The following is a 25,699-nucleotide window of genomic DNA, read 5'->3' as shown; positions in this document are numbered from 1 at the left end:
GCGGGAACCCGGCGAAAGGAGTCGAGGGCGCCATGGGACGTGTGACCACCCGGGAGCGGGTTCTGCGCATCAGGGAGGGCGTACCGAGCGAGCGCGTCGACACGCTCGTCGCCGAGGAGCCCCTGGAGGTCCGTATCGACGGCGACCCGCTCACCGTGACGATGCGCACGCCCGGACACGACTTCGACCTGGCCGCCGGGTTCCTGGTGGGCGAGGGGGTGGTCCGCGGCGCGGACGACCTGCTGGCGATCCGCTACTGCGCCGGGGCCACCGAGGACGGCTCCAACACCTACAACGTCCTCGACGTGACCCTGGCCGCCCACGTCCCCGCCCCCGACACCTCCCTGGAGCGCAACTTCTACACCACGTCCTCCTGCGGACTGTGCGGCAAGGCCAGCCTGGACGCGGTGCGCACCCAGGCCGCCTGGTCGGTGGCCGGGGACGGGGCCCGGGTCGCGGTCGCCACCCTGGTGGAGCTGCCCGACCGGCTGCGCCGCGCCCAGCGGGTCTTCGACCGCACCGGCGGACTGCACGCGGCCGGCCTGTTCACGGCCGAGGGCGAACTCGTCGTGCTGCGCGAGGACGTGGGCCGGCACAACGCCGTCGACAAGGTCGTCGGCTGGGCCCTGCGCGAGAACCTCGTGCCCCTGCGCGGGCACATCCTGATGGTCTCGGGCCGCGCCTCCTTCGAGCTGGTGCAGAAGGCCTGGATGGCGGGCATCCCGGTGCTCGCCGCCGTCTCCGCCCCGTCCTCCCTCGCGGTCGACCTGGCCGCCGAGGCGGGGATGACCCTCGTCGGGTTCCTGAGGGGCTCCTCCATGAACGTCTACGCCGGGCGGCAACGGATCCTCCTGGATGAGGTGTTGATCGCGCCTTTGACGGCCCCGGGGGGATCCGGCGGTCCGAAGCCGTAGACGCGGGTCCGGACCGTGCCTTCCAGCCCCCCGCACGGACCGGGCCCGACAACGTTCCGATCGCCCGCCGGCGCCTGCGCCGACGGGCGATCGGCCGGTCCGCGCCCCTCGCGTGGCGCCGCGGGGGCACGGACCGGGCGCGGGGATCACCTCCCCGCGAGTTCCTCCTCGGGGTGCAGGGTGCGGCGCGGGAAGTTGCCGGGGAGGCGCTCGCCCTCCGGGCCCCGGGTGACCGCGCGCACCAGCAGCTCCCCGCCGACGAACGCGCCCCGCCAGGACCGGCCCCAGCCGCCGAAGAGCTCCTCCCGGTCCCCGCGCGACCGCGGACGGTTGATCCCGACCTTGAAGGCGCGCACCTCGGCCGCGAGCCGCTCGGCGGTACCGGTGTCGTCGCACGACAGCGTGGCCACCAGGGCGCCGTTGCTGACGTTGAGCGCGGCCAGCAGTTCGGCCTCGGTGTCCACCGGCACGATCGTGTCGACCGGGCCGAAGGGCTCGGCGTGGAAGAGCGGCGAGGAGCGCGGCGGGTCCAGCAGCGCCACGGGCGCCATGTAGGCCCCGGCGTCCTGGCCGGGGACCAGCAGGGCGTCGGCCGTGGAGCCCCGGTACAGGGGCACCGCGCCGCCCCGGATCGCCTCGTCCACCTGCGCGTCCAGCTCCTCGGCCTTGGCGGCGCCGATGAGGGGGCCGAAGTCCAGCTCGGGGAGCGGGTCGCCCGGCGACTCCACCGCCAGGGGGTGCCCGAAGCGCACGGAGGACACCGCGGCCAGGTACGCGGCGAGGAAGTCGGAGAACCGGTCGCGCTGGACGACGAAGCGCGGGTAGGCGGTGCAGCGCTGCTTGGCGTAGTCGAAGGTGCGGCGGATCTGCCCCGAGAGCGTCTCCCAGTCCGAGTACTCCCACACACCCCAGCAGTTGAGCCCCTCCTGTTCCAGGATGTGCGGGCGGTCCAGGTCGGCCAGGTCGGCGGCGACACGGCCGCCGGTGTCCCGGCCGCCGACGAAGGAGACGCAGCCGATCTCCGGGCCGCGCACCAGGGCGGGGGACAGGCTCCGGCCCGAGCCGCTCACCAGGGTGAAGGGCAGGCCCTCCCGGACGGCCAGGGCGGTCGCCAGGGTCAGGCACACCAGTCCGCCGTCGGTGGGCGTCTTGGCGATGACGGCGTTCCCGGCCAGGGCCTGGACGCACATCGCGTGCGCCAGCACGCTCATGGGGTAGTTCCAGCTGGCGATGTTGCTGACCGGGCCGTCCAGCGGGGCGCGGCCTTCGGTCATCCGCCCGATCTCCCCGACGTACCACTCCACTCCGGAGACGGCCCGGTCCACGTCCTGGAGGGCGAGCCGCCAGGGCTTGCCGATCTCCCACACCAGGGCCAGGGCCAGCAGCTCCCGGTGCTCCCGCCACGCCCCGAGGGCGGCCGTGACGCGGGCGCGGCGCTCGTCCAGGGGGACCCGGCTCCACCGCCGGTGCTCCGCCACGGCGGCGGCCACGGCGTGCGCTGCGGCGGGGCCGTCGAGCATGGGGGCGGCGGCGCAGGCGCCGCCGTCGACGGGGGAGAAGAAGGGGCGCGGAGCGCCGTCGTCGCGCCACCGCCCGCCCCAGTGGTTGCGGGTCCGCTGCTCGCCGAACGCCTCGGGGGCGACGGCGCGGCAGCGGGAGTACAGGGTGTCCCGGCTCAGGGCCGGGTCGACGATGAGGTTCACGGTTGTGCGGGCACCGCCCCGGTGGACGCGCCCTCCTCCTTCCGGGAGCGGGGGGCGGTCGCGGCCACCAGGGCACGGACCAGCTCGGCGGTTTCGCTGGGGGTCTTGCCGACCTTGACGCCGGCGGCCTCCAACGCCTCCTTCTTCGCGGCGGCCGTCCCGGAGGAGCCCGAGACGATGGCGCCCGCGTGGCCCATGGTCTTGCCCTCCGGAGCGGTGAAACCCGCCACGTAGCCCACCACGGGCTTGGACACGTTCTCCCGGATGAACGCCGCCGCCCGCTCCTCGGCGTCCCCGCCGATCTCACCGATCATCACGATCACGTCGGTGTCGGGGTCGGCCTCGAACGCCGCCAGCGCGTCGATGTGCGTGGTCCCGATGATCGGGTCCCCGCCGATGCCCACCGCCGAGGAGAACCCGATGTCGGCCAGCTCGTACATCATCTGGTAGGTCAGCGTCCCGGACTTGGACACCAGCCCGATCCGGCCCGGCTTGGTGATCGTGGCCGGGATGATGCCCGCGTTGGACTGGCCCGGCGTGATCAGGCCCGGGCAGTTCGGGCCGATGATCCGGGTCGCGTTGCCCTTGCTCTGGGCGTAGGACCAGAACGCGGCGGTGTCGTGCACCGGCACGCCCTCGGTGATCACCACGGCCAGGCCGATCGAGGCGTCGATGGCCTCGATCACCGCGTCCTTGGTGAACCGGGGCGGCACGAAGATGACGGTGACGTCGGCGCCGGTCTTGTCGATGCCCTCGGCCACCGAACCGAACACCGGCACCCCGGTGCCGTCGAAGTCGACCGTCTGGCCGGCCTTGCGCGGGTTGACGCCGCCCACGATGTTGGTGCCCGAGGCGAGCATGCGGCGGGTGTGCTTGGTGCCCTCCGAGCCGGTCATGCCCTGGACGAGGACCTTGCTGTCCTTGGTGAGGAAGATGGCCATGGTTCGTGTTGCTCCCTCTACTTCGCCGCGAGCTCGGCGGCCTGCGCGGCGGCGCCGTCCATCGTGTCGACCTGTCGCACGGCCGGGTGGGCGCGATCGGTGAGGATCCGCCGGCCCAGCTCGGCGTTGTTGCCGTCCAGGCGGACGACGAGCGGCTTGGAGACGTCCTCGCCGCGGCCCTCGAGCAGTTCCAGGGCCTGGACGATGCCGTTGGCCACGGCGTCGCAGGCGGTGATGCCGCCGAAGACGTTGACGAACACGCTCTTGACCGAGGGGTCGCCCAGGATGATCTCCAGGCCGTTGGCCATGACCTCGGCCGAGGCGCCGCCGCCGATGTCGAGGAAGTTGGCGGGCTTGACGCCGCCGTGCTCCTCGCCGGCGTAGGCGACCACGTCCAGGGTGGACATGACCAGGCCCGCGCCGTTGCCGATGATGCCGACCTCACCGTCGAGCTTGACGTAGTTGAGGCCCTTGGCCGCGGCCCTGGCCTCGAGCCCGTCGGTGCCGTGCGCGTCGGCGAAGCCCCGGCGCTCCGGGTGCCGGAACAGGGCGTTCCCGTCCAGGGTGACCTTGCCGTCCAGGGCGACGACGCGGCCGTCCCTGGTGAGGACGAGCGGGTTGACCTCGACGAGCGTGGCGTCCTCGCCGACGGTGACGTCCCACAGGCGGCGGATCGCCGTCGCGACGGCATCGCGGGCGTGCTCGGGTATTCCGGCGGCCCGGCAGATGTCCAGGGCCTGCGCCGTCGTCACCCCCGGGGGACCCACCGGTGTGCGCACCACCGCGCCGGGGTCCGTCTCGGCGACCTCCTCGATCTCCATGCCGCCCCGGGCGGAGCAGATCGAGAGGAAGCCGCGCTCGGCCCGGTCCAGCAGGAAGGAGAAGTAGTACTCCTCCGCGATGTCGGACGCCTCCTCGACCAGGACACGGTGGACCGTGTGGCCCTTGATGTCCATGCCGAGGATCCGCTCGGCCTCGGCCCGGGCGTCCTCCGGGCCCTCGGCGACCTTCACACCGCCGGCCTTGCCGCGGCCACCGGTCTTGACCTGGGCCTTCACCACCACCGGGCGGCCGAAGCGGGAGGCGAGGGCGTGTGCCCGGGCGGGGGTGTCGGCGATCTCGCCGGCGACGAGGGGTACGCCGTATTCGCCGAACAGCTGCTTGGCCTCGTATTCGTAGAGATCCATGATCCTCCTCGAACCGTGTGCTCCCCGTCACTGTAGACCGCGCACATACTGTATGCAATATCCAAAAACCAAAGGACTTCCCGATGTCAATGTGATCTGGAATACTGTATACAGGAGGTGGAACATGTCCCCCCGAAACCCTCCGGAGCCCGCCCCCGGGCCCCTTCCCACCGCGGAGGTGCGCGACTGGCACGGCCGGGACCACGCCGTCGGCCCCTCCTGCCGCTCCCTGACCGGCGCGCCCCGCCCCCTCGTCCTCTTCCGCGTCCTGCTGGCGGTCGCCGCCGTCGGGGTCGGCCAGTTCGGGTACGGCGCCGCCGTCCCGGAACTGGCCCGGGCCCACGGCCTCGATCCGGCGGTGATGCTCGCGCCCTTCGTCCTGTGGGTCCTCCTCCAGGGCGGGACGGCTCCGCTGCTGTCCCGGCTGCGCGGCCGCGGCGCCTGCCCGCCGTCGGTCGCGATCCCCGCCGGGGCCCTGCTCTGCGCCGCCGGGTCGCTCGCGCTCGGACACGCCGACCCGCTGTGGGCCGCCCTGGGGTACGGGGTCCTGGGCGGAGTCGGGGCCGGGCTCGTCTACCACTCCGCCGCCGACCTGGTGGCCGGGTGGTTCCCCGACCGGCGCGTCATCCGCTCCGCGGCGGTCGGCGGGGCGTTCGCCCTGGGGTCGCTGCCGCTGATCCCCCTGGTCGCCACCGCCCCGCCCGTCCTCTCCCACACCGCCGCCGCCCTGGCGGCGGCCGTGCTGGGCCTGGTCGGCGGATGGGGCCAGCGCGGTGCCCCGCCCCGCTGGTGGCCCCCCGGCTCCGACCCGCGCGACCACGCCCTGCGCCCCCGCGCGGAGGCGGCCAGCGACCGCGACCTGACCGTGGCCCAGGCCTGGGCGAGCGGTGCCCTGCCCGCCCTGCACCTGATCGCCACCCTGTCCGGGGCCTGCGCGCTGTTCACGGTGGCCGCTCTGCCGTCGCTGCTGCTGGGCCACGGGCGTGAACCCGCGGCCGCGGTCGCCGCCGTGGGCGCCTTCGCCCTGGTCAGCGGTCTGGGTCGGTGCGGTGCCGAACTCGCGGCCGAGCGGTGGGGCCGCAGGCGGGTCCTGGGGGCGGCCATGACGGTCGCCGCCGTGGGCCTGTTCGGCCTCGCCTGGGCCGTCCCCGCGGGCCCGGCCGCCCTGCCCGTCCCCGCCGCGGCCCTGGTCGGCCTGGGCACGGGGGCCTGCTATCCGCTGGCCCGCTCGCTCTCGGAGGACTACTTCGGATCCCGGGCGGAGCCGGGTGTGCAGGGGCTGGTCTACAGCTCCAAGGCGGTCGGCGGCCTGCTGGGGGTCGGCTGTGCGGTCGCCGTCCTGTGGGCCGCGCCGACCGGCGGCGGGGGGTTCTGGCTCCTCATGGCGCTCCACGCCGCGGTGGCCGCGGTCCTGGTCGCGGCCTGCCTGCGTCGGCCGCTGCCGGTTCGGACGCTTCCGGGGAGCGGGGGACCCTGGACAGCGTGAGCGACGCGTGTTCCAATGGACTGCATTCGGTATACAGTATTCGATGCCGGGGGGCTCGACCCCCTGAGAAGGGACCGGCCCGACCATGAGCCGAGGCGACACCGACGACACCACGACCATCAGCGGCGGACACCTGGTGGCCAAGGCCCTCAAGGCGGAGGGCGTGGACGTCATCTTCACCCTCTGCGGCGGACACATCATCGACATCTACGACGGCTGCGCGGACGAGGGGATCGACGTCATCGACGTCCGCCACGAACAGGTGGCGGCGCACGCCGCCGACGGCTACGCGCGGGTCACGGGCAGGCCCGGCTGTGCCGTGGTCACCGCGGGGCCCGGCACGACCGACGCGGTCACCGGCATCGCCAACGCCTACCGCGCGGAGAGCCCGATGCTGGTCATCGGTGGCCAGGGCGCTCTCTCCCAGCACAAGATGGGGTCCCTCCAGGACCTGCCGCACGTGGACATGATCGCCCCCATCTCCAAGTTCGCCTCCAGCGTCCCGCACACGGCGCGGGTGGCGGACATGGTGTCCATGGCCTTCCGCGAGGCCTGCAACGGCGCGCCCGGGCCCGCCTTCCTGGAGATCCCCCGGGACATCCTGGACGCCTCGGTGCCCCTGGAGCAGGCGCGCATCCCCGCCAAGGGGAAGTACCGCGCCTCCACCCGCCAGGCCGGCGACCCCGAGGCGGTCGAGCGGCTGGCGGACCTGCTGGTCCGCTCCGAGCGCCCCAGCATCCTGCTGGGCAACCAGGTCTGGACGACCCGGGCGACCCGGTCGGCCACCGAGCTGGTACGGGCCCTGAACGTGCCCGCCTACATGAACGGCGCCGGGCGCGGGACCCTGCCCCCCGGCGACCCGCACCACTTCCAGCTGTCCCGTCGGTACGCCTTCACCAACTCCGACCTCATCATCATCGTCGGCACCCCCTTCGACTTCCGGATGGGCTACGGCAAGCGGCTCTCCCCCGACGCCACGGTCGTGCAGATCGACCTCAACTACGCCACCGTCGGCAAGAACCGCGACATCGACCTGGGGATCGTCGGGGACGCCGACGTGATCCTGTCGTCCGTCCTCCAGGCGGCCTCCGGCTACGGGGACAACGGCGCCGCCCGGCGCAAGGAGTGGCTGGAGGACCTGCGCGCCCAGGAGCAGAAGGCGCTGGACAAGCGCGCCCCGCTGCTCTCCTCCTCCGCCTCCCCGATCCACCCCTACCGCCTGGTGTCGGAGATCAACGACTTCCTCACCGAGGACTCGATCTACATCGGCGACGGCGGCGACATCGTCACGTTCTCGGGACAGGTCGTCCAGCCCAAGGCGCCGGGGCACTGGATGGACCCCGGGCCCCTGGGCACCCTCGGCGTCGGCATCCCCTTCGTCATGGCCGCCAAGTACGCCCGGCCCGACAAGGAGGTCGTCGCGCTCTTCGGCGACGGCGCCTTCAGCCTCACCGGCTGGGACTTCGAGACGCTCGTCCGGTTCGACCTGCCCTTCGTCGGCATCGTCGGCAACAACTCCTCGATGAACCAGATCCGCTACGGGCAGATCGCCAAGTACGGGGCCGACCGCGGCGAGATCGGCAACACCCTGGGCGACGTCCCCTACTCGGAGTTCGCCCGGATGCTCGGCGGCTACGGCGAGGAGGTCCGCGACCCCGAGGAGATCGGCCCCGCCCTGCTGCGGGCGCGCGAGTCCGGAAAGCCCTCACTCATCAACGTCTGGATCGACCCCGACGCCTACGCGCCGGGGACCATGAACCAGACCATGTACAAGTAGCCGGGAGGAAGGCCATGGCCAAGGCACTCGACGGTGTCCGCGTACTCGACATGACCCACGTCCAATCCGGCCCCTCGGCGACCCAGCTCCTGGCCTGGATGGGAGCCGACGTGGTCAAGCTGGAGGCCCCCTCCGGAGACATCACGCGGCGGCAGCTGCGCGACCGCCCCGACGTGGACAGCCTCTACTTCACGATGCTCAACTCCAACAAGCGCAGCATCACGCTCAACACCAAGACCGACCGGGGCCGGGAGATCTTCTTCGACCTGGTGCGCCGCAGCGACGTGCTGGTGGAGAACTTCGCCCCGGGCGCCCTGGACCGGATGGGCTTCACCTGGGAGGTCCTGCACGAGGTCAACCCCCGCCTCGTCTACGCCTCGATCAAGGGGTTCGGCGCCGGCGCCTACGCCGACTTCAAGGCCTACGAGGTGATCGCCCAGGCGATGGGCGGCTCCATGAGCACCACCGGGTTCGAGGACGGGCCGCCCCTGGCCACCGGAGCGCAGATCGGCGACTCCGGCACGGGGGTGCACACCGTGGCGGGCGTGCTCGCCGCGCTCTACCAGCGCACCCGGACCGGCCTCGGGCAGCGGGTCGAGGTCGCCATGCAGGACGCCGTGCTCAACCTCTGCCGGGTCAAGCTGCGCGACCAGCAGCGGCTCGCGCACGGTCCGCTCGCCGAGTACCCCAACGAGGACTTCGGGGACGAGGTGCCGCGCTCGGGCAACGCCTCCGGCGGGGGACAGCCCGGGTGGGCGGTGCGGACCGCGCCCGGCGGACCCAACGACTACGTCTACGTCATCATCCAGCCCGTGGGCTGGGCGCCCATCGCCCGGCTCATCGGCCGCCCCGAACTGGCCGAGGACCCCGGGTGGTCCACCCCCGAGGCCCGGCTGGACAAGCTCGACAAGGCGTTCGCCCTCATCGAGGAGTGGGCCTCGACCAAGCCCAAGTGGGAGGTCCTGGCCGAGCTGAACTCCCACAACATCCCGTGCGGGCCCATCCTGTCCACCCGGGAGATCATCGAGGACCCCGCCCTGCGCGAGCACGGGATCGTCACCGGCGTCCCCCACCCCGAGCGGGGCGAGTACACCACGGTGGGGTCCCCGATCCGCCTCTCCGCGTCCCCGGTGGACGTGGTCCGCTCACCGCTGCTGGGCGAGCACAACACCGAGGTCTACCGCGAGGAACTGGGCCTGTCCGCCGAGGACCTGGCGGAACTCGAAGCGAACGGAGTGATCTGAGAGATGCCCTCCTACACCCCCTGGCGCTCCGACGTCGACCGCGACGCGGTCCGCGCGGTGCTCGACCGGGCCCGGGCCGAGAACCGGTCCGCGCTCACCGCCCCCGAGGGCCGCGTCCTCGCCGAGGCCTACGGCATCCCCGTCCCCGCCGAGGCGCTGGCCGCCTCCCCGGAGGAGGCGGTCGCCCTGGCGAAGGAGATCGGCTTCCCCGTGGTCGCCAAGATCGTCTCCCCCGACATCCTCCACAAGACCGACGCCGGAGGCGTCGAGGTCGGCCTGGCCGACGGGGCACAGGTCGAGGAGGCCTACCGGCGGATCGTCTCCAACGCCCGCTCCTACGACCCCGACGCCCGTATCGACGGGGTCCAGATCCAGCAGCAGGTCGCCGGGGGACTGGAGGTCCTGATCGGCGCCACGACCGACCCCACGTTCGGGAAGGTGGTGGTGTTCGGCCTGGGCGGCGTCCTGGTGGAGGTCCTCAAGGACGTGGCCTTCCGGCTGGCGCCCGTGGACCGGCAGGAGGCGCTCTCCCAGATCCGCGGCATCCGCGCGGCGGAGATCCTGGACGGGGTCCGCGGGGCCGAGCCCGTCGACGCGCAGGCGCTGGCCGAGACCCTGGTCCGCCTGTCCGAACTGGTCACCGACTTCCCCGAGATCGCCGAGGCCGACCTCAACCCGGTCTTCGCCTCGCCGACCGGCGCGGTCGCCGCCGACCTGCGGTTCGTCCTGGACTTCGCCCCCGCGGAGCCGCCCCGGCGGTTCTCCCGGGAGGAGATCCTCACCTCCCTGGAACGCGTCTTCAAGCCCCGGTCGATCGCCGTCATCGGTGCCTCCAACGAGACGGGCAAGATCGGCAACTCCGTCATGCGCAACCTCGTGGACGGCGGCTACCGCGGGGAGATCCACCCGGTCAACCCCAAGGCGGCCGAGGTGTACGGGCGCCCGGCCCGCGCCTCGATCTCCGACATCCCCGGCGGGGTGGACGTCGCCGTCTTCGCCATCCCCGCCGCGCGGGTGGCCGGGGCCCTGGAGGAGGCGGGCCGCAAGGGGGTCGCCGGAGCGATCCTCATCCCCTCGGGCTTCGCCGAGACCGGGGAGCACGAACTCCAGGCCGAGGTGCTGGAGACGGCCCGGCGGCACGGGGTGCGGGTGCTCGGCCCCAACATCTACGGCTACTACTACACCCCGGAGAAGCTGTCCGCGACCTTCTGCACCCCCTACGACGTCCAGGGCGGGACGGCGCTCACCTCCCAGTCCGGCGGGATCGGCATGGCGATCCTGGGGTACAGCCGCAGCACCCGCACGGGTGTCTCCGCCATCGTGGGCGTGGGCAACAAGGCCGACATCGACGAGGACGACCTGCTGACGTTCTTCGGGCAGGACGACAACACCAACGCCATCGCCATGCACCTGGAGGACCTCAAGGACGGCCGGGCGTTCGTCGAGGCCGCCCGCGAGGTGGTGCCCCGCAAGCCCGTGGTCGTCCTCAAGGCGGGCCGCACCTCGGCCGGGGCCGCGGCGGCCGGGTCGCACACCGGAGCCCTGGCCGGCGACGACAAGGTCTACGACGACATCCTGCGGCAGGCCGGCGTGGTGCGGGCCCCCGGCCTCACCGAACTCCTGGAGTACGGCCGCGCCCTGCCCGTCCTGCCCGCGCCCCGCGGCGAGAACATCGTCATCATCACGGGGGCGGGCGGCTCCGGGGTGCTGCTCTCCGACGCCGTCGTCGACAACGGGATGTCCCTCATGGAGATGCCCCCGGACCTGGACAAGGCGTTCCGGGCCTTCATCCCCCCGTTCGGGGCCGCCGGGAACCCGGTGGACATCACCGGGGGCGAGCCGCCCTCCACCTACGAGAAGACGATCCGCCTGGGGCTGGAGGACCCGCGCGTGCACGCGCTGGTGCTCGGCTACTGGCACACGATCGTCACGCCCCCGCTGGTCTTCGCCGACGTGGTGATCGACGTCGTGAGCCGCGCCCGCGAGGCCGGGATCGACAAGCCGATCGTGGCATCCCTCTCGGGCGACACCGAGGTCGAGGCCGCCGCCGACCGGCTCTTCGACCACGGGATCGTCGCCTACCCCTACACCACCGAGATGCCGGTGAAGGTCCTCGGGGCCAAATACCGCTGGGCGAGAGCCGCCGGCCTTCTCTAGAGTGACCTGGCACACACCGGTCCCGGGCGGCGCGCAGGCCGTCGCGCGCCGCCCGGGACCCCGGCCGCAGCACGTCCCACACCGGGGGAGCCGTCCCGGTCGCAGGAGAGAGGAGACCGCACCGCCCAGGGGGGCTGACGGGGGTTGCATCCAGCGCACCGACACAGCCCGTAAGGGAGTCCACATGTCCCCGAACCCCGATCCCTCGGAACACCCCGGCCCGGAGCCCCGGCCCGACACCCTCCCCGAAGCCGCGCGGATCCCCGGCCAGCGCCCGGCACCGCCGGAAGAGCACGCCTCCACGCCCACCCCCACCGACACCGCCGAACAGCCCGCCGCGGGCGGGTCCGGGCGGACCGTCCGCCTGGACGCGCCGGGAACCGGCGTCCGCGACACCTGGCGCGCGATGGGCCCGGGCATCGTCGCGGCGATGACCGGTATCGGCGCCAGCCACATCATCCACGGTCCCACCGCGGGCGCCCAGTTCGGCTACACGCTGCTCTGGGTCATCCCGTTCGCCTACCTGCTCAAGTACTGCGCCTTCGAGTTCGCGCACCGCTACACCCTGGTGCGCGGCGAGAGCATCATGGAGGCCTACCAGCGCACGGGCGCCCGCTACGGCAACTGGCCGCTGTGGTACCTCCTGGTGCAGTGCCTGTCCAACACCTTCGGCATCGCCGGCCGGGCCCTGGGGGCCGGTGCCCTCATCTGGGCGGCGCTGCCCTTCCTGCCGCTGCCGGTCTGGGGCATCCTGGTGCTCCTGTCCAGCCTCACCCTGCTGTGGGCGGGGCGCTACAAGGCGGTGGAGCTCGCCGTCAAGATCTGCCTCGTGGTCTTCGTGCTCGCGGTGCTGATCGCGTTCGTCCTCCAGGCTCCGCCCCCCTCGGAGTACGTGGCCCGGCTGCTGCCCACGCTGCCGCCGATCGCCGGACTGATGCTGTTCAGCGCCATGTGGGGGTACTTCCCCACGACGCTCGAGGTCTCGACGATGCAGTCCAACTGGGCGGTGGACAAGAAGGCCGGCATGGTCCGGGTCCGGGAGCTGCGCCGCCAGGGGTACACGGTCGAGGTGGCCCCGAACTACCTGCGCAACCACATGAAGCTGTTCAAGCGGGACATGAACATCTCCTACGTGCTCTCGCTGCTGACGGGGATGGCGTTCCTCATGGTGGGGGCGGTCGTGCTCCACCCGATCGGGCTCGTCCCGGCCTCGAGCGAGATGGGCCTGACGATCGCGCGGATCTACACCGACACGTTCGGCATGTGGATCTTCCCGGTCATCATCGCGGGCGGCACGGCGGCCCTGTGGTCGACGGTCTTCACCTACTTCGACGGCCAGGCCAGGGTCTTCGAGGAGTGCTGCGTCCGGCTGCGCAACGCCTGGGACTCGGAGCGGACGCGCAAGTACCTGTACCGCGGCTTCCAGGTGCTGTGGCTGGTCGCGGGTTCGGCGGTCATCATCGGCATGCCCGAGCCGGTGTTCATGGTGCAGCTCGCCTCGGTCCTGGCACTGCTGTTCTCGCCGGTGCTGTACTGGCTCAACATCAAGGCGGTCAGGGACAACTTCACCGCCGAGGACGCCGAGTTCATGCCCTCCGCGCTCCGGTTCGCGTGGGCCTGGTGCGGGCTGGCCGGCATCACCCTCATCAGCCTCTACTACGTGTACATGCAGTTCCTGGCGCCGCTGCTGGCGTGAGGACCCCCGGGCGGCGCGACGTCCGGCGGGGCCAGGCCCCGCCGGACGCCACGGCCCCGGACACGGCGAGACGGCCGGACCCGGGGGGACTGGTCTCCGGCCGCCTCTGGGGCCCGCCGGTCGCACACGACCGGCGGATCCGGTCCTCAACCTAGCGGTAGGGCGCAGGTGGTAATCGGCTGTTCGTCCGGGTTCGCCCTACTGCGTAAGCGAATCGTGACGACCGGATCCGCGCGTGCTCGATACCTAGCTCTTCTATGTCTAGGAGTGCTAGGGTTCTATCCCTAGCAGATCTAGGTATGGGAGTGCGCATGCACATCGACAAGGACCTCGTCGCGGCCTCGGCCACGCCGCTCGTCCTGGGCATCCTGGCCGAGGGCGAGTCCTACGGCTACGCCATCGTCAAGCGCGTCAACGAGCTGTCCGGCGGGCGGATGCAGTGGACGGACGGAATGCTCTACCCCCTGCTGCACCGCCTGGAGCGCAACGGCCACGTCCGCTCCTCCTGGGGCCGGTCCGAGGCGGGCCGCCGCCGCAAGCACTACGCCATCACGGAGGCGGGGCTGGAGGTGCTGGCCGAGCGGCGCGAGCAGTGGAGCGTGGTGGCCGACGCCCTGCGCCAGGTCTGGGAGGCCGCGGCGCAGCCGCTGCCGGGCCCCGCGGCGGCCGGGGGGATCGCGTGATGGGCGGCATCGAGGAGCAGATCGACCAGTGGCGCGGTTTCGTGCGCCGCCGCGAGGCCATCTCGGCGTCCGACGCCGAGGAGATGGAGGACCACCTGCGCGAGCAGATCGCCGAGCTGGAGGCGGGCGGCCTGGACGGGGAGGAGGCCTTCCTCGTCGCGGTCAAGCGCATGGGCGACCTGGACGAGGTGTCGCGGGAGTTCGCCCGGGAGCACTCCCAGCGCCTCTGGAAGCAGCTCGTGCTCGTCCCGGGCGCGGAGACCGGCGCGGGCGGACTGGAGCGCTGGCGCGAGCTCGGCCTCCTCCTGGCCTTCGCGCTCGGCGCGGGCCTGGCGGTCAAGGTCCTGTTCTCGTCGGTCGGCGACGAGTTCGCGCAGTTCCGCAACATCGCCTTCGTGGTGCTCCCGTTCCTGGCGGGGTGGTTCGCCTGGAAGCGCCGCGTCCCCTGGCGCGTGTGCGCGGCGGTGGCGGCCCTCGCGGCGGTCCCCGCGCTGGCGGTGAACCTCTACCCCTTCCAGGGGTTCTCCGGCCCCTTCCCCGAACCCGGGATGACCGCCGTGCTCGCGTTCACCCACGCCCCGGTCCTGCTGTGGCTGCTCGTCGGGGTCCTGCACACGGGCGGGGAGTGGCGCTCCCACGAGCGGCGCATGGACTTCGTGAGGTTCATGGGCGAGCTGGCGATGTACCTGGCACTGATCATGCTGGGGTCCATGGTCCTGGTCGGGCTCACCTTCGGTGTGCTCTCCCTGGCCGACGTCGACCTCGAACCGTACCTGGAGGACTGGCTGCTGCCCTTCGGCCTGCCCGGCGCGCTGCTGGTCGCCGCCTGGCTGGTGGAGGCCAAGAAGAGCGTGGTGGAGAACATCGCGCCCGTGCTCACCCGGGTCTTCACCCCGCTGGCGCTGGTGATGCTGCTCGCGGACCTGGCGGTGCTCCTGGCGAACGCGCCGCTGACCACGGTGGACCGCGAACTGCTCATCCTCATGGACGCGGTCCTGGTGCTGGTGCTGTTCCTGCTGCTGTACTCGATCTCGGCCCGGGACCCGCTGGCCCCGCCGGGGGTCTTCGACTGGCTCCAGCTCGCGCTGGTCGGGGCGGCGCTGGCGGTGGACGCGGTGGCGCTGACGGCGATGCTGACCCGCATCGCGGAGTTCGGGTTCACCGCCAACAAGGTCGCCGCGCTCGGCCTCAACCTGGTGCTGCTGGTGCACCTGGCGTGGTCGGCGCGCCTGCTCGCGGGCTTCGTGCGGGGCTCCCGGCCGTTCGCGGCGGTGGAGCGGTGGCAGACGGCCTACCTGCCGGTCTACGCGGTGTGGGCCGCCGTGGTCGTGCTGGTGTTCCCGCCGGTGTTCGGTTTCGCCTGACCGGGCGGCCGGGGCCTGGCCGGCCCCGGCCGCTCAGCCGGCGGTGTAGACCACGAACGAGACCGCGATGTAGTGGCAGACGAACGCGGCGATGGTCAGCGAGTGGAAGATCTCGTGGAACCCGAACCACCGGGGTGCCGGGTCGGGCCGCTTCAGGCCGTAGACCACCGCGCCGACGCTGTAGAGCACCCCGCCGACCAGGATGAGGATCCACGTCGCCGGGTGGGTCCCCTCGACCAGGTCGGGGATGAACAGCACCGCCACCCAGCCGATGGCCAGGTACAGGGCGGTGGAGAGCCAGCGCGGGGAGTTCAGCCACAGCAGCTTGAACCCGACCCCGGCGATCGCCCCGCCCCAGACCAGGGACAGCATCGCGGTGCGCAGCGTCCCCTCCAGGACCAGCATGATGAAGGGCGTGTAGGTGCCCGCGATGATGAGGTAGATGTTGGAGTGGTCCATGCGGCGCAGCACCTTCTGCGCCCGCGGCGACCAGCGCCCCACGTGGTAGATCGCCGAGGTGCTGAAGAGCAGGACCGAGCTGAGCGCGTAGACGGCGCTGGCGGCCATGGCGGGCACGGTGGGGGAGAGGGCCACCAGGACGATCCCCGCCACCAGCGCGAGCGGGGCGGTCCCCAGGTGCAGCCAGCCGCGCAGGCGGGGTTTGACCGCCTCCATCAGCCCCTCGGCCGCGGCCGCCGCCCGCTCGGGGAGGCTTTCCTCCTGCGACCGCGCGTATCCGCTTCCCCGCGCCTCGTCCCTGGACACTTTCCACCCCTCGCTCTCGGCGAAGCCTCCGGAACCGTTCTCACCGGCTCTACCCGAAGCCTAACTTACGGAACCGTAGGTTACTCCGAAGTAGTGGTGTGTCGAGCCGCACAGCCCCCGTCCCGTCCGGGGCTCGGGTCGGAAGTGGTCGATTCCGGCCGATCCCCGGTGTTCTGATCGATCAGGACCCGCTAGGGTGCGTTCCGGATGCCGTGACCAGCGGCGTCCCGGACCCCTGCCCTCCCCGTGCATCGTTCGAGGTCAAGGGGTACGTGCGCCCTTCCTGAACCATTGGTCTAGACCTCTTTGGAGCCCATGAGCTGGGAAAATGTCACAAAAAGGTGGTTCATGAAGGGGTTGGTCTGCAGAGAGTGGATAGAGTCGCGCCCATCCGGGCAGCCAGGGTCGACCCCGCAGGGGTGTCGCCGAGCGAACGAGGGAGAACCCCCGTGGCCAAGTACGTCTACAAGTTCACCGAGGGAAACAAGGACCTCAAGGACCTCCTCGGCGGTAAGGGCGCCAACCTCGCCGAGATGACCAACCTCGGCCTCCCCGTCCCCCCGGGCTTCACCATCACCACCGAGGCCTGCCGCCACTACCTCGGCAACGGCGGCTTCCCCGCGGGCCTGGAGGCCGAGATCGAGGAGAACCTCGAGGAGCTGGAGAAGGCCATGGGCCGCCGCCTCGGCCAGGCCGACGACCCGCTCCTGGTGAGCGTCCGCTCCGGGGCCAGGTTCTCCATGCCCGGCATGATGGAGACCGTCCTCAACATCGGCCTCAACGACGAGTCCGTCGCCGGCCTGGCCCGCCAGGGCGGGGACGAGCGCTTCGCCTGGGACTCCTACCGCCGCCTCATCCAGATGTTCGGCAGGACCGTCCAGGACATCGACGGCGAGCTGTTCGAGGACGCCATCGACGAGGCCAAGGCCGCCAAGGGCGTCACCGACGACCTCGAGCTGGACGCCGACGACTTCCGCTCCCTCGTGGACCGCTTCAAGGCCATCGTCCACGAGCAGACCGGAAGCCCCTTCCCCACCGACCCCCGCGAGCAGATGATCCTCGCCGTCCGGGCGGTCTTCGACTCCTGGAACGCCCCCCGCGCCGTCCTCTACCGCCGCCAGGAGCGCATCCCCGCCGACCTGGGCACCGCGGTCAACGTCTGCTCCATGGTCTTCGGCAACCTCGGCATGGACTCCGGCACCGGGGTGGCCTTCACCCGGGACCCCGCCTCCGGCCAGCAGGGCGTCTACGGCGACTACCTCCAGAACGCCCAGGGCGAGGACGTCGTCGCCGGCATCCGCAACACCGTGCCCCTCGCGGACCTGGAGGCCATCGACCCCCGCAGCTACGGGCAGCTCATGGGGATCATGGAGACCCTGGAGAACCACTACCGCGACCTGTGCGACATCGAGTTCACCATCGAGCGCGGCAAGCTGTGGATGCTCCAGACCCGCGTCGGCAAGCGCACCGCCGCCGCCGCGTTCCGCATCGCCGACCAGCTCGTCGACCAGGGCATGATCACCCTGGACGAGGCGGTCCAGCGGGTCACCGGCGACCAGCTCGCCCAGCTGATGTTCCCCCGCTTCGACGAGGCCGCCGTCGCCGCGGGCGGCGCCCACCTGCTGGGCCGCGGCATGAACGCCTCCCCGGGCGCCGCCGTCGGCAAGGCCGTGTTCGACTCCTACACCGCCGTCAAGTGGTCGCGCAGCGGCGAGAAGGTCATCCTGTGCCGCCGGGAGACCAACCCCGACGACCTCGAGGGCATGATCGCCGCCGAGGGCATCCTCACCAGCCGCGGCGGAAAGACCTCGCACGCCGCCGTGGTCGCCCGCGGCATGGGCAAGACCTGCGTCTGCGGTGCCGAGGAGATCGACATCGACACCAAGAACCGGCGCCTGACCGCCTCCGGCGGCGAGGTGATCGAGGAGGGCGACGTCATCTCCATCGACGGCACCAGCGGCAAGGTGTTCCTCGGCGAGGTGCCGGTCGTGGACTCCCCGGTGGTCCGCTACTTCGAGGGCGAGATCGACCCGGCCTCCGACCAGGCCGACGACCTGGTCCGCGCCGTGGACCGGCTCATGCACTACGTGGACGCCGCCCGCCGCATGCGGGTGCGCGCCAACGCCGACACCGCCGAGGACGCCGCCCGCGCCCGCCGCATGGGAGCCCAGGGCATCGGCCTGTGCCGGACCGAGCACATGTTCCTGGGCGACCGCCGCCAGCTGGTCGAACGCCTCATCCTGGCCGACACCGAGGCCGAGCAGACCGAGGCCCTGGGCTCCCTGCTGCCGCTCCAGCGGGCCGACTTCAACGGCATCCTCGAGGCCATGGACGGCCTGCCCGTGACCGTGCGCCTGCTCGACCCGCCGCTGCACGAGTTCCTGCCGGACATCACCGAGCTGTCGGTGCGCGTGGCGGTGGCCGAGGCCCGCGGCGAGAGCCACGAGAACGACCTGCGCGTGCTGCAGGCGGTCCACCGGCTGCACGAGCAGAACCCGATGCTGGGCCTGCGCGGCGTGCGCCTGGGCCTGGTCGTCCCCGGCCTGTTCACCATGCAGGTCCGGGCCATCGCCCAGGCCGCGGTCGACCGGATCCACGCGGGCGGGCGCCCCCGCCCGGAGATCATGATCCCCCTGGTGGGCACCGTCCAGGAGCTGGAGATCATCCGCGACGACGCGCTGCGCGTGCTGCGCGAGGTCGGCGAGGAGAACGGCCTGGAGCTCGACTTCCCGGTCGGCACCATGATCGAGCTGCCCCGCGCCGCCCTGACCGCCGGGCAGATCGCCGAGCACGCCGAGTTCTTCTCCTTCGGCACCAACGACCTCACCCAGACGGTGTGGGGATTCTCGCGCGACGACGTGGAGGCGTCCTTCTTCTCCGCCTACCTGGAGAAGGGCGTGTTCGGGGTGTCGCCGTTCGAGTCCCTGGACGTGGACGGCGTGGGCCGCCTGGTCCGGATCGCCACCGAGGAGGGGCGGGCCGCCCGGCCCGGCATCAAGCTGGGCGTATGCGGTGAGCACGGCGGCGACCCGGCGTCGGTGCACTTCTTCCACAGGGTCGGCCTGGACTACGTGTCCTGCTCGCCGTTCCGCGTGCCGGTCGCGCGCCTGGAGGCCGGGCGCGCCGCCGGGCACCAGGCGGGCTGATCCTGACGTGCCGCCGCCCGCGGGGGCGGGCGGCGGCACACCCGGCGCGCCTCTAAACTCATCCCCTGGGACGGATGCCGTCACGAAAAGCTTCCGTGACCGTTTCGTGATACATTCTCGATCGCCGGTGACGATCCCCTCACCCCCCTCCACCACTCCTCTCCCGACGGACCGGGACCTCTCCGCCGAGAACCGGCGGTGCCCGGGGACCGTCCCAAGAAGGGTGATCGACCCCGGTCCGAAGAGCGAGTGCGGAGGTGCGCCGGTGCGAACGGCGAACGACGGACGTGGCGACGAGACGTGGGGGGACCCCGCCCCCGGTTCCGCCGCCGCGCCCGATGACGACGCGACCCGGGTCATGTCCCGGGCCGACCTGCCCGCCTTCCCGGGCGTCTCCGCCGCCCCCGCCGACCCGGACGCCCCCGCCGCCGAGGACGGCCCGGCCGCGGGCGGCGCAGACGAGACGGCCGTGTTCTCCCGCGACCCCGGCCCGGGCGAGCCGGCCGGAGCCGCGCAGGCCTCGGCCACCCGCGCGTTCACCCGGCCCCCCGAGGCCTCCGCGACCCGCGGGTCCGTCCGCGGCGCCACGGCCCCGGAGCCGGCGGACCCCGTCCCCGCGCGCCCGCGCCGGGACCGCACCCGGCCCGCGGAGCCGCGCCGCACCCGGCCCGCCCCCCGGCCCCGCAGACGCCGGCTGCGCCTGCGCTGGATCATCACCGCGGTCCTGCTCACCGTCCTGGCCCTGCCGCCCGCCACCTGGGGCTGGGTCTGGTACACCGCGCGCCAGGACGACCGGGCCGCCACCGACGCCATCGTCGTGCTCGGCGCCAGCCAGTACAACGGCGTCCCCTCACCCGTCTTCGAGGCCCGCCTGCGCCACGCCCAGGTCCTCTACCTGGACGGCGTGGCCCCCATGATCGTCACCGTCGGCGGCAAACAGCCCGGCGACAACTACACCGAGGCCGCCGCGGGCCGCAACTGGCTCATCGAGGTCGGCATCCCCTCCGACCGCATCATCGCCGTGGAGGAGGGCAGCGACACCCTCCAGAGCATCCGGGCCGTCTCCCTCGTCTTCACCGACAACGACTGGGACCAGGCCACCCTGGTCTCCGACCCCTGGCACAGCCTGCGCTCCAAGGTGATGGCCTCCGACCACGGAATCGACTCGGGCACCTCGCCCTCCCGCTCGGGCCCCGCCGTCATCGAACGGCGCACCCAGCTCTGGTACATCACCAGGGAGACCGCCTCCCTCTGGTACTACTGGATCTTCAACGACAGCAGCGACATCCGCGTCAACGCGGCCTGAACAGGGCCGATGACGCGTTCCGTCCCTGTCGGGAAGTAGGCTCGCAGACCTATGCACACCACCGCGGGCGCCGAGGGCGCCGTCACCGGCTACACCGGCCACGACATCGAGCGCAGGACCCGTGAGGACCGCAAGAACCGGGCCCGCGGCCCCTTCGAGCGCGACCGGGCCCGGGTCCTGCACAGCTCCGCGCTGCGCCGCCTGGCCGCCAAGACCCAGGTGGTGCGGCCCGGCGTGAGCGACTTCCCGCGCACCCGCCTCACCCACTCCCTGGAGTGCGCCCAGATCGGCCGCGAGCTCGGCAACTCCCTGGGCTGCGACCCCGACCTCGTCGAGGCCGCCTGCCTCTCCCACGACCTGGGCCACCCGCCCTTCGGCCACAACGGCGAGCGCGCCCTGGACGAGGCCGCGGCCGCCTGCGGCGGATTCGAGGGCAACGCCCAGAGCCTGCGCCTGCTCGTGCGCCTGGAGGGCAAGGTCATCGACCCCGGCGGCGACAGCGCCGGGCTCAACCTCACCCGCGCCACCCTCGACGCCACCGTCAAGTACCCCTGGCACCGCGGCGGGGGCGGCGACACCCACAAGTTCAACTGCTACCCCGACGACACCGGGGTCTTCGACTGGCTGCGCGAGGGAGCCCCCGCCGGGCGCACCTGCTTCGAGGCCCAGGTGATGGACTGGTCCGACGACGTCGCCTACTCCGTCCACGACGTCGAGGACGCCCTGCACGCCGGGCTGGTCTCCATGGCCGCCCTGCACAGCCCCGTCGAACGCGCCGAGGTCGTGCGCATCGCCGCCGACCGCTACTGCGACGGCGCCGACCCCGCCGAACTCGACGCGGCCTACACCGACCTGCTCGCCGAGCCCGTCTGGCCCGCCGAGTTCACCGGCGACCTCGCCTCCCTGGCCGGGCTGAAGAACCTCACCAGCGAGCTCATCGGCCGGTTCTGCCGGGCCGCCGAACAGGCCACCCGGCAGGAGCACGGCCCCGGCCGCCTCACCCGCTACGGCGCCACCCTCATCGTGCCCCGCCGCGCCCTCCTGGAATGCGCCCTGCTCAAGGCGGTCGCCGCCCACTTCGTCATGGCCCGCGAGGAGGCCCTGGCCTACCAGGCCCGCGAGCGCCTGCTCATCACCGAACTCGTCGACGCCCTGTGGAAGAACGCGCCCCAGGCCCTGGACCCCCAGTTCCGGGACGCCTTCACCACCGCCCCCGACGAGGCGGCCGCCCTGCGCGCCGTCATCGACCAGGTCGCCTCCCTCACCGACACCTCCGCCATCGCCCTGCACGCCCGCCTGGTCTCCTGACCGGGCGGCCGGGGCGCCCGAAGGGGGGCGCGAACCCCCCTTGACGCGGATGCCGCACGCCGCGCACACTGCTCTGCACGACAGGTCGCGGGCACCCGCACCGGCACGCCCCGGCCGCGACCGGAGAGGGCGCACCCCTTGCCCGTACGGAGCGGCACCCCCGGCATGGTCGACGTCGCGCGCCTGGCCGGGGTCTCCCACCAGACCGTCTCCCGCGTGGTCAACGGGCACCCCGGCGTGCGCCCCGAGACCGCCGAACGCGTCCGTGCCGCCATCACCAGCCTCGGCTACCGGCCCAACGCCACCGCCCGCGCCCTGGTCACCCGCCGCAGCGGCCTCGTCGGCGCCCTCGTCGTCCCCGGACCCGACACCGACCTCCTACTCGCCGGGATCGAGGCGGCCGTACGCGCCGCCGGGCGCACCCTGCTGGTCACCGCAGTCACCCCCGGCGAGCCCTCCGCCGCGGACCGGCTCCTGGAGCGGGTCGTCGACGGGCACCTCGCCCTCGCCCCCACGCCCGCACTGCTCACCGCGCTGGGCGCCCTCGCCGACCCGCCGCCCACCGTCGTCGTCGACGGCCCCGACACCCCCCTGGGGCCCGCGGTCGGCCCCGACCACCGCGGCGCCGCCCGCGCCCTCACCCGCCACCTGCTCGGCCTGGGCCACCGCACCGTGCACCACGTCCGCGGGATCCCCGGCTCCCACGGCGCAGCCGAGCGCGAGGCGGGCTGGCGCGCCGCCCTGGCCGAGGCCGGGGTCCCCGCACCCGCCCCCGTGCCCGGCGGCACCGGGCCCGCCGCGGGCCGCGCCGCCGGACGCCTCCTCACCGCCCGCCGGGCGGCAGGGGAGGAGGTCACCGCCGTCCTGGCCGCCGACGACACCCTCGCCCTCGGGCTGCTCCGGGCCTTCGCCGACAGCGGCCTGCCCGTCCCCGACCGCGTCCACGTCGCCGGGATCGGCGACCGCCCCGAGTCGGCCCACCTCGTCCCCGCCCTCACCACCGCCGACACCGCGCCCCGCGCGGCGGGGGGGCGGGCCGCCCGGCTCCTGCTGGAACGGGTGGAGGGCCGCGGCGGCGCCCCCCAGGACGTTCCCGCCGCGACCCTCCGGCCGCGAGCCAGCACCGGTCACTGGTAGCCGCGGATCTCCCGGAACACCTCCTCCAGGCTCTGCTCGCGGGCGTCGAACAGCCGGCCCCCGGTCAGCTCCGCCATCTCCGCCATCTCGTCCTCGCCGGCCTCTCCGAAGAGCACGGTGAACACCGGCACCCGCGCCGCCTCCGGCGGCAGCGCCTCCAGTTCCCGGGCGAACGGCGTCGGGCCCATGCCCCAGTTCACCTCGCCGTCGGTCATCAGCACGATCGACGTCAGGTGGTCGTCCCCGGGGGCCTGCTCGACGAGCCGGTAGGCCTCCCGCACCGCGTCGTAGGTCGCGGTGTCACCCTGGGCCTCCAGCTCGCCGATCGCCTCCGACACCTCGCCCAGCGACGCGTCGATCCGCCCGGGCTCCACCACGAACGTCCGCGGCTCGTGAGGTTCGGTGGAGAACGGCAGCAGGGTGATCTCCTCGCGCTCCTGGAACGCCTGCACCCGGTCGGACAGCGAACCCTCCGAAGCCCCGGTCAGCGAGCGCAGCGCCTCCTTCAGCTCGGCCATCCGCCCGCCCTTCATCGACCCCGACACGTCCAGCACGTACACGGTGCGCGCCGGTCGGCGCAGCTCGCTGAAGTAGTCCGCGACCAGCCCGTCCACCACCTCGCGGTGGGCGGGGAAGGGCAGCTCCACCAGTGCGGGCAGGTCCGTGCCCGACGCCCCGCCCGCCACCGGGCGGCGCAGGGTCCGCTCCGCGATGTCGGCCTGCACCCCCTCCGACAGCAGGTCCTCCACCAGCAGCCCGTAGCCCCGCTCGGCCTCCTCGTCGGGACCGGCCAGCAGGGTGAGCGGGTAGTCGGCGGTGATCACCCCGTCGGCCGGGTAGACCATCCGCAGCCCCGCGCCGTCCCGGTTCAGCGACAGCAGCACCGACTCGTAGTTGATGAGCGCGTCCACCGGGCGCCCGTCCCCGGCCCGCTCGGTGAACGCCTGCGCCAGCCAGCCCGACGAGCCCGCCGTCAGCTCCTGGCCCCCGAAGAACCCGGCCAGCTCCGGGCCCACCCGCTCCACGTCCTCGCCGGTGAGCGCGCTGCCGCTGTCGGCGAGCGCCGACGCCACCCCGATCAGCGCCGAGAAGCCCGAGTTGGAGGCGCCCGGGTTGGTCATCCCGTAGGTGAACTCCGCGTCGCGCACCGCGTCGCTCACGTCGGACCAGGTGACCTCGGCCCCCTCGGTCCACCCCAGGTCGTCGGCGCGCGACTCGCGCACCCCCAGCACCACGGGGGAGAGCATGACCGGGGTCTCCTCGCGGACCCGGGCGCGGCCGTCCTCGTACAGGTGCAGGTAGCGGTTGGAGGCGAACCAGACCGCGTCGTACTCCTGCGCCTCTCCCGCGGCCACCCGCGCCAGCCCGTCCAGGGTCCCGGTGTACTCCAGCTCCACCGTCACCCCGGTCCGCTCCGCGGCCTCCTCCAGCAGCGGCTCCATGTCGACGAGCTCACTGCCCGCCAGGACCCGCAGCGTCGCCCCGCCCTCCGGCCCGGGAGCGGTGCACCCGGACGCCGCCACCGCCACCGCCAGGGCGGCGGCGCACACCGAGCGCCTCATTCGCCCTCCTCCCGGGCCGGGCCGGCGGCCGGGCGCCGCTCCTCGGGTGCGGGCGGGGCCATCCCGCTGTCTTCGTAGGCGTCCTCGATCCCGCTCAGCAGGGCCTCCAAAGCCTCGTAGGTGGGGGTGTTCACGACGTCGTCGACCCGGGTGCGCACCGGCAGGCCGTGCTCGGCGACCAGCTCCGCGAACGCGTCGCCGCCCTCGGCGCGGAACCCGTGCCGGGTCGCCAGCGCCCGCAGCTCGGCGTCCTCGGCCAGCAGCGCCCCCACCGCGTCGCCCGCCTCGGTCAGCGGGACCAGGGTGTGGGCCGAGTACACGGTCGGCTCGGGGTACATCAGGACGGCGTCGTCGGGCATGGCGGGACCGTTCACCACGGCGTGCACGTACTGCGCCTCGTAGGCCCACAGCAGCGGGGTGTGCCCCGGGCCCAGGTCCCGGAACTGCTCGAAGGGCTGCTGGGAGGACTCCGGGGGCTGGCCCTGGGCCAGGAACAGGCCGGCCAGCCGGTCGGTGATCTCCCGGTCCGGGCCGCCGGGCGGGACCACCTCCTCGCCGTTGAGCAGGTAGGAGAGCACCGCGGCGTACAGGCCCGCCGAGTTCGATGTGCGCGGGTCGGTGGTGCGGACCAGCACCTCGTTGCGGTTGTTCGAGCCCACCGAGTCCCCGGGCAGGTCCCTCCACCGGGTGCGGTCGGCGGTCAGCTCCAGGTAGGCGGCCACGTCGAACGACCAGGTGCCGTCCTCCTCCTCGCGGGCCACCCCGGCCTCGCGCAGCGCCTCCGCGAGCGGTTCGTACGAGAGCACCACCATCGGGGTGCTGAACAGCCGGTACTCGGTCGAGACCCCGTGCTGCCGCTGGACGTGGTCGGTACCGGCGTCCGAGCCGGGGGAGACGAAGTCGGCGCCCTCGGTGTCCTGGGCCAGCAGCCGCGAGCCGCGCGGGCGCACCCGGACCTCGTACCCCAGCTCGGCCAGCCGGGCCGCGACCCGCTCGTCCCGGAAGAACTCGACCTTCTCCGACCCCACGACGCCCTCGACCACGGTGCCGCCGCCGGACCAGCGGTCGACCAGCACCGCCCCGATGGCGACGACCAGGGCCACGGCGACCGCGCTGGCGGCCCCGAGCAGCAGCCGTGCGCTCCGTCCGGGGGGGAGGGGGATGCGACTCACCGTGGGGTTCCTCCAGGCGTGCGGAGAAAAAAGAGGGGGCCCACCACTCTGCCCTCCGTGTGCGTCCCCCGGCCGTCCGCGAGGTGGACGCGGAGTGGCCTCCACAGGAAACCGGCCCGGGGAAGCCGACCGGACCGTCCGCGGAGAGAAC

Annotated in this window: 18 protein-coding genes; 12 read left to right on the top strand and 6 right to left on the bottom strand. The window is 73.0% G+C overall.

The annotated features are described in order from the left end of the window. Positions 1-32 precede the first annotated feature (32 nt). Complete coding sequence (gene fdhD / locus ACSUPR_RS08230) at positions 33-914, top strand: formate dehydrogenase accessory sulfurtransferase FdhD (protein ID WP_436890539.1); 882 nt, start codon at positions 33-35, stop codon at positions 912-914. Between the two features lie 146 nt (positions 915-1,060). Here fdhD and ACSUPR_RS08225 read toward each other — a convergent pair whose 3' ends face one another. The 3 genes from ACSUPR_RS08225 to sucC are packed head-to-tail and all read right to left on the bottom strand — an operon-like array spanning position 1,061 to position 4,745. Further along, positions 1,061-2,617, bottom strand: a complete 1,557-nt coding sequence (locus ACSUPR_RS08225; protein WP_436890538.1) for an aldehyde dehydrogenase family protein — start codon at positions 2,615-2,617, stop codon at positions 1,061-1,063. After that, positions 2,614-3,558 (bottom strand): succinate--CoA ligase subunit alpha, encoded by a 945-nt coding sequence (gene sucD / locus ACSUPR_RS08220; RefSeq protein WP_436890537.1) that lies wholly within the window; start codon positions 3,556-3,558, stop codon positions 2,614-2,616. The genes ACSUPR_RS08225 and sucD overlap by 4 nt, the downstream gene beginning before the upstream one ends. 17 nt (positions 3,559-3,575) lie before the next feature. Continuing rightward, positions 3,576-4,745 (bottom strand): ADP-forming succinate--CoA ligase subunit beta, encoded by a 1,170-nt coding sequence (gene sucC / locus ACSUPR_RS08215; RefSeq protein WP_436890536.1) that lies wholly within the window; start codon positions 4,743-4,745, stop codon positions 3,576-3,578. A gap of 124 nt (positions 4,746-4,869) precedes the next feature. Here sucC and ACSUPR_RS08210 point away from each other — a divergent pair, with 124 nt between their 5' ends. From ACSUPR_RS08210 to ACSUPR_RS08180, 7 genes are all read left to right on the top strand, one after another. Further along, positions 4,870-6,231, top strand: a complete 1,362-nt coding sequence (locus ACSUPR_RS08210) for an MFS transporter (protein WP_436890535.1) — start codon at positions 4,870-4,872, stop codon at positions 6,229-6,231. Positions 6,232-6,316: 85 nt separating this feature from the next. Next, positions 6,317-8,008: a thiamine pyrophosphate-binding protein gene (locus ACSUPR_RS08205; RefSeq protein WP_436890534.1), complete on the top strand. Its 1,692-nt coding sequence runs from the start codon at positions 6,317-6,319 to the stop codon at positions 8,006-8,008. A 14-nt stretch (positions 8,009-8,022) separates the two neighbouring features. Continuing rightward, positions 8,023-9,252 carry a formyl-CoA transferase gene (gene frc, locus ACSUPR_RS08200; RefSeq protein WP_436890533.1) on the top strand — a complete coding sequence of 410 codons (1,230 nt, stop codon included), beginning with the start codon at positions 8,023-8,025 and terminating at the stop codon, positions 9,250-9,252. Between the two features lie 3 nt (positions 9,253-9,255). Continuing rightward, complete coding sequence (locus ACSUPR_RS08195; RefSeq protein WP_436890532.1) at positions 9,256-11,409, top strand: acetate--CoA ligase family protein; 2,154 nt, start codon at positions 9,256-9,258, stop codon at positions 11,407-11,409. 184 nt (positions 11,410-11,593) lie between these two features. Next, positions 11,594-13,105, top strand: coding sequence for an Nramp family divalent metal transporter (locus ACSUPR_RS08190; RefSeq protein ID WP_436890531.1), 1,512 nt, complete (start codon positions 11,594-11,596; stop codon positions 13,103-13,105). A gap of 311 nt (positions 13,106-13,416) precedes the next feature. Beyond that, entirely contained in the window at positions 13,417-13,788 is a 372-nt protein-coding gene (locus tag ACSUPR_RS08185) for a PadR family transcriptional regulator (protein WP_436890530.1), read from the top strand. Then, a complete protein-coding gene (locus ACSUPR_RS08180; protein WP_436890529.1) occupies positions 13,788-15,152 on the top strand; it encodes a permease prefix domain 1-containing protein in 1,365 nt (454 codons plus the stop codon). The genes ACSUPR_RS08185 and ACSUPR_RS08180 overlap by 1 nt, the downstream gene beginning before the upstream one ends. A 33-nt stretch (positions 15,153-15,185) precedes the next feature. Here ACSUPR_RS08180 and trhA read toward each other — a convergent pair whose 3' ends face one another. After that, the gene (gene trhA, locus ACSUPR_RS08175) at positions 15,186-15,827 is read right to left on the bottom strand and encodes a PAQR family membrane homeostasis protein TrhA (RefSeq protein ID WP_436891923.1); all 642 of its coding nucleotides are present in this window, start codon (positions 15,825-15,827) and stop codon (positions 15,186-15,188) included. Positions 15,828-16,366: 539 nt separating this feature from the next. Here trhA and ppdK point away from each other — a divergent pair. The 4 genes from ppdK (at position 16,367) to ACSUPR_RS08155 (ending at position 22,814) form a co-directional block, all read left to right on the top strand. After that, the gene (gene ppdK, locus ACSUPR_RS08170; RefSeq protein WP_436890528.1) at positions 16,367-19,063 is read left to right on the top strand and encodes a pyruvate, phosphate dikinase; all 2,697 of its coding nucleotides are present in this window, start codon (positions 16,367-16,369) and stop codon (positions 19,061-19,063) included. A 265-nt stretch (positions 19,064-19,328) separates the two neighbouring features. Continuing rightward, on the top strand, positions 19,329-20,369 hold the full coding sequence (locus tag ACSUPR_RS08165; RefSeq protein ID WP_436890527.1) for an ElyC/SanA/YdcF family protein: 1,041 nt from the start codon (positions 19,329-19,331) through the stop codon (positions 20,367-20,369). A gap of 51 nt (positions 20,370-20,420) precedes the next feature. Continuing rightward, the gene (locus ACSUPR_RS08160; protein WP_436890526.1) at positions 20,421-21,677 is read left to right on the top strand and encodes a deoxyguanosinetriphosphate triphosphohydrolase; all 1,257 of its coding nucleotides are present in this window, start codon (positions 20,421-20,423) and stop codon (positions 21,675-21,677) included. 138 nt (positions 21,678-21,815) lie between these two features. Further along, the gene (locus ACSUPR_RS08155) at positions 21,816-22,814 is read left to right on the top strand and encodes a LacI family DNA-binding transcriptional regulator (RefSeq protein ID WP_436890524.1); all 999 of its coding nucleotides are present in this window, start codon (positions 21,816-21,818) and stop codon (positions 22,812-22,814) included. Here ACSUPR_RS08155 and ACSUPR_RS08150 read toward each other — a convergent pair. Both ACSUPR_RS08150 and ACSUPR_RS08145 read right to left on the bottom strand, forming a co-directional pair. After that, the gene (locus tag ACSUPR_RS08150; protein WP_436890523.1) at positions 22,805-24,376 is read right to left on the bottom strand and encodes a substrate-binding domain-containing protein; all 1,572 of its coding nucleotides are present in this window, start codon (positions 24,374-24,376) and stop codon (positions 22,805-22,807) included. The two genes, ACSUPR_RS08155 and ACSUPR_RS08150, sit on opposite strands and share 10 nt — an antisense overlap. After that, positions 24,373-25,548, bottom strand: a complete 1,176-nt coding sequence (locus ACSUPR_RS08145) for a hypothetical protein (RefSeq protein WP_436890522.1) — start codon at positions 25,546-25,548, stop codon at positions 24,373-24,375. The genes ACSUPR_RS08150 and ACSUPR_RS08145 overlap by 4 nt, the downstream gene beginning before the upstream one ends. Positions 25,549-25,699: the final 151 nt, after the last annotated feature.

Origin of the sequence: Nocardiopsis dassonvillei (assembly GCF_964273065.1) — a bacterium.
GTDB lineage: Bacteria > Actinomycetota > Actinomycetes > Streptosporangiales > Streptosporangiaceae > Nocardiopsis > Nocardiopsis dassonvillei_B.
This window is presented reverse-complemented; position numbering and strand designations above follow the sequence as displayed.

Coding starts and splice junctions, on each gene's coding strand:
- ACSUPR_RS08150 (WP_436890523.1), bottom strand. CDS start 24,376: ATGAGGCGCTCGGTGTGCGCCGCCGCCCTGGCGGTGGCGGTGGCGGCG.
- trhA (WP_436891923.1), bottom strand. CDS start 15,827: ATGGAGGCGGTCAAACCCCGCCTGCGCGGCTGGCTGCACCTGGGGACC.
- fdhD (WP_436890539.1), top strand. CDS start 33: ATGGGACGTGTGACCACCCGGGAGCGGGTTCTGCGCATCAGGGAGGGC.
- sucC (WP_436890536.1), bottom strand. CDS start 4,745: ATGGATCTCTACGAATACGAGGCCAAGCAGCTGTTCGGCGAATACGGC.
- ACSUPR_RS08210 (WP_436890535.1), top strand. CDS start 4,870: ATGTCCCCCCGAAACCCTCCGGAGCCCGCCCCCGGGCCCCTTCCCACC.
- ACSUPR_RS08205 (WP_436890534.1), top strand. CDS start 6,317: ATGAGCCGAGGCGACACCGACGACACCACGACCATCAGCGGCGGACAC.
- ACSUPR_RS08190 (WP_436890531.1), top strand. CDS start 11,594: ATGTCCCCGAACCCCGATCCCTCGGAACACCCCGGCCCGGAGCCCCGG.
- ACSUPR_RS08185 (WP_436890530.1), top strand. CDS start 13,417: ATGCACATCGACAAGGACCTCGTCGCGGCCTCGGCCACGCCGCTCGTC.
- sucD (WP_436890537.1), bottom strand. CDS start 3,558: ATGGCCATCTTCCTCACCAAGGACAGCAAGGTCCTCGTCCAGGGCATG.
- frc (WP_436890533.1), top strand. CDS start 8,023: ATGGCCAAGGCACTCGACGGTGTCCGCGTACTCGACATGACCCACGTC.
- ACSUPR_RS08195 (WP_436890532.1), top strand. CDS start 9,256: ATGCCCTCCTACACCCCCTGGCGCTCCGACGTCGACCGCGACGCGGTC.
- ACSUPR_RS08160 (WP_436890526.1), top strand. CDS start 20,421: ATGCACACCACCGCGGGCGCCGAGGGCGCCGTCACCGGCTACACCGGC.
- ACSUPR_RS08180 (WP_436890529.1), top strand. CDS start 13,788: ATGGGCGGCATCGAGGAGCAGATCGACCAGTGGCGCGGTTTCGTGCGC.